The organism is Acetivibrio ethanolgignens (genome assembly GCF_001461035.1).
Lineage (GTDB): Bacteria > Bacillota > Clostridia > Lachnospirales > Lachnospiraceae > Velocimicrobium > Velocimicrobium ethanolgignens.
Genome location: NZ_LNAM01000193.1, coordinates 1 through 3,359 on the forward strand (window position 1 = coordinate 1; position 3,359 = coordinate 3,359).

Genomic DNA, 3,359 nt, shown 5'->3' on the forward strand with positions numbered 1-3,359 from the left:
TAAAACATACCCTGCATATAACGCTCATACTGACCGGCACCAGAGTTTTTATCGCTGTAGCTCTTTGCAACATCAATTTTTCCATTTTCATCTGTTACAAGGAAACCATTATCCTTTGCAAGCTTTACCAAATCCTTGGAAGCAACTACATTCTCTTTATCATTAACATCAACTACTCCCAGCATCATAATATTTGGATTTACAAGCACCTTATCTGCTGGCAGCTTAATTGCAGCATACTGATGGCCGGAAACAATTTCAAAATACCAGCTTTCTTTTGCATCACTGATAGAAATCTGGTTACATTCACCTGCCCCATACTTATCTACAATGTTAGCAAGAAGCTCTACACCCTCTCTTGCTGTTCCTGACTTTCCTAATAAAATCGTTCCAAGAGAAATTTCGTAAATACCAGTATCTACTAACGGGTCGGCAGCTGCAGCCTTTTCATTATAGGCAAGAGATACTGTTGCAGATACAGATACTCCTTTTTCATTCTGTCCTGCCTCTGCGTAAGGCTCAAAATCATCCATAGCCTCACCAAAGGCTGGGGAATCCTGAGTATAGGTATAACGGTATACATGCCCACCATAAGGCATTTTGAAGCCATAGGCATCCTCATAAACGTAATCTGCTGGATAATCTCTTGCTTCAGAAACACCAAAAATCTTCGTATGTGTTCCACCGATATCCTCAGAACGTCCCATATAGGTGCTTCCATTTGCACTTACATCGCCTCCGACATAAACACCAGTACATGCTGCTGCCGGCATCGTGCTAGTAAGCACTAAGGCAGAGCACAGCACCCCAGCTACAAGTTTTTTCAATTTCATAAGTAATCCTTCCTTTCGTCACTTTATATTTCCATTTTATTCCTCAAAATCTTAAAAGTCAATGTCTCTAATTCCAGAAAAACAGGGCCTTCCGTCAATTTCCGGTCAGCCCTGTAATATTTATTCATTCTCTTCTTTTCTCTTTTTAATAATCTCCCGATAACGTCTTTCGGAGGCCATCATTTCTGCATCCTCCATTTCTTCCGTCTTATTTTCCTCCGACTCAAATTCTGCAAATAAATCCGCTAAATCTGAATTATTAAATAGTTTATTTTCATCCATAAAAATTCCTCCGCTTTTTTGTGCAGTTTGCCTATACCATGATACCTACGGATTGCTTCGCACCCTGTTATCATATTGTACCACCACCTGAACAGTGTGTCAATTCCGGCCTTATCCCACCGAAACCAGTAGCAAGGTTGCAGCAATGCCTGCAAAGGTCGCTACCAGAGCTCCCGTCAGGGTATATCTGCTTTTCTTCACCTGGGCTGTCATAAAATAGACTGACATGGTATAAAAAATCGTTTCTGAGCAGCTCATTAAAATGGAGGCTGTCATTCCCAGATAGCTGTCCGTCCCAAATTGCTTATACACATCGAGTAAAAGACTGGTCGCCGCCGAAGAAGAAAACATCTTGATTAACACCAACGGTAAAAGCTCTGATGGAAAACGCAAAAGCTCTGCAGCCGGTCTGGCTGCCCCCGCAATAAAATCCAGCGTTCCGGAGGCTCTTAAAAGCCCTATGGCAACCATCAGCCCTACCAGTGTCGGCACAATCCCAACCACCACCTTAAGCCCCTGCTTTGCCCCTTCAATAAAAGCATCATAGACATTTACCTTCTGTAAAAGTCCCATCCCTACAATATAGAATACAACAAAGGGAATCATATAATCTGAAATATAAATAAGAAACTTCATAGCTTTCTCCAAAGCCTTGCCTTATTTCTACCCTATGAAAAAAGTGGATTTTTTATAACTTTTACTAAAAAAGGACAAGTATCTTGCAATTTTTGGTTATTTTTGCTAAAATTAAAGAGCTTAAAGCTATTCAAAAATGAGTGAAGGTGGGATTATAATGAATGAAAAACTAAAGAACTTAAGTATCCGCAGCAGACTTATTTCCCTCACAGGACTTCTGCTGGCGGGAATCCTTGCTGTCGGTATTTTTTCTCTTGCATTTATGGGGAAAATCAACGGAGGAAGTACCGAATTATCCAGCATCTTTTTGCCATCTGCCATGGCGGCAGAGCAATTAAAAACCCTCATTGCGGATTACCGACTCAGCGAATATCAGCTGATTATTGAGCAGGATCGCAACAAAATACCGAATTTACTCGAAGAGATTTCTACAAAAGAAGAAACTATTAAAACCGAAATCGAAAATTATAGCAAAAATCACCTTTCAAAGGATGGCTCTGATATTGAGCTTATGGAAAAGGTTATTGCTTCCTGGCAAAAATATCTTGCCCTTGCAGAAGAAATTCACGCTCTTGCCGCAGATAACCAGACTGTTATATCTACTCATAGGATGCGTGGTGAATCCTTAGAGCTTTTCAATGAATTAAATGACAGCTTTTCGCAAATTGCAGATTTTAACAAGGCTGGTGGTGACAAAAGCAGTAAACAAGGAACTACCCTATTTTTTGCAGCGATTGCCGGAACCATTATTTTTATTATAGCTATTATCGCAATTGCCGCTATCTTTTCCCATTTTATTGTGGTTTCTATCGTGCGTCCTCTTAAGGAATTGGAACATATTGCCCAGCAGATTGCTTCCGGAAATTTAAGTGAAAGTATTTCCTATACCTCAAGGGATGAGCTGGGAAGTCTGGCAGCCAACTTTAATAAAACCGTAATACGGCTTCAGGATTATGTTAATTACATCAATGAGATATCCGAGGTTCTTAATGAAATTGCTGACGGTAATCTGTGCTTTACCTTAAAGCAGGAATACCATGGAGAATTTGGCCGTCTTAAAGCTGCTCTTCTCCACATTTCAGATTCTCTCAGTCAAACCTTAAAGGATATCCAGAATGCCTCCTCCCAGGTAACGGATGGTGCTAATCAGCTTTCCTCTGGAGCTCAAAGTCTTGCCGAGGGTGCCACCGAACAGGCAGGTGCTATTGAGGAGCTACAGGCTACGATTGAAACCATTTCCAACCAGTTAAAGGAAAGTGCAGAGCAGAGCCATGAGGCCAGTGAAAAAACAGTTGAAGTTCAAAAGGAAGCGATAGAAAACGGACACAAAATGGAAGCTATGACCCAGGCTATGGATCGCATTAATGCTACCTCCCTGGAAATCCGGAATATTATTGGCGAAATCGAAGAAATTGCCTCCCAAACCAATCTGCTTTCTCTAAATGCTGCCATTGAGGCTGCCAGAGCCGGAGATGCAGGACGAGGCTTTGCGGTAGTCGCTGACCAAATACGGAAGCTGGCCTCTGATAGTGCCCAGTCAGCCATTAACATAAAAAAGTGTCTTCGACACATCAACTCCCCTAGCCCCTCATTCATGAGGGGAATTAG

General features: G+C 41.6%; 4 protein-coding genes. 1 reads left to right on the forward strand and 3 read right to left on the reverse strand.

Translation table 11 applies throughout. The annotated features are described in order from the left end of the window. The 3 genes from ASU35_RS15090 to ASU35_RS15095 form a co-directional block, all read right to left on the reverse strand. The coding region (locus ASU35_RS15090) for a C69 family dipeptidase (protein ID WP_147525471.1) at window positions 1-833 on the reverse strand (833 nt) is incomplete at its 3' end. A gap of 120 nt (window positions 834-953) precedes the next feature. Beyond that, entirely contained in the window at window positions 954-1,115 is a 162-nt protein-coding gene (locus tag ASU35_RS19415) for a hypothetical protein (protein ID WP_156059372.1), read from the reverse strand. A gap of 111 nt (window positions 1,116-1,226) precedes the next feature. After that, window positions 1,227-1,751, reverse strand: coding sequence for a spore maturation protein (locus ASU35_RS15095; protein ID WP_058353812.1), 525 nt, complete (start codon window positions 1,749-1,751; stop codon window positions 1,227-1,229). Window positions 1,752-1,908: 157 nt separating this feature from the next. Between ASU35_RS15095 and ASU35_RS15100 the strand changes: the two genes are divergently transcribed. Further along, the coding region (locus tag ASU35_RS15100; RefSeq protein WP_187142772.1) for a methyl-accepting chemotaxis protein at window positions 1,909-3,359 on the forward strand (1,451 nt) is incomplete at its 3' end.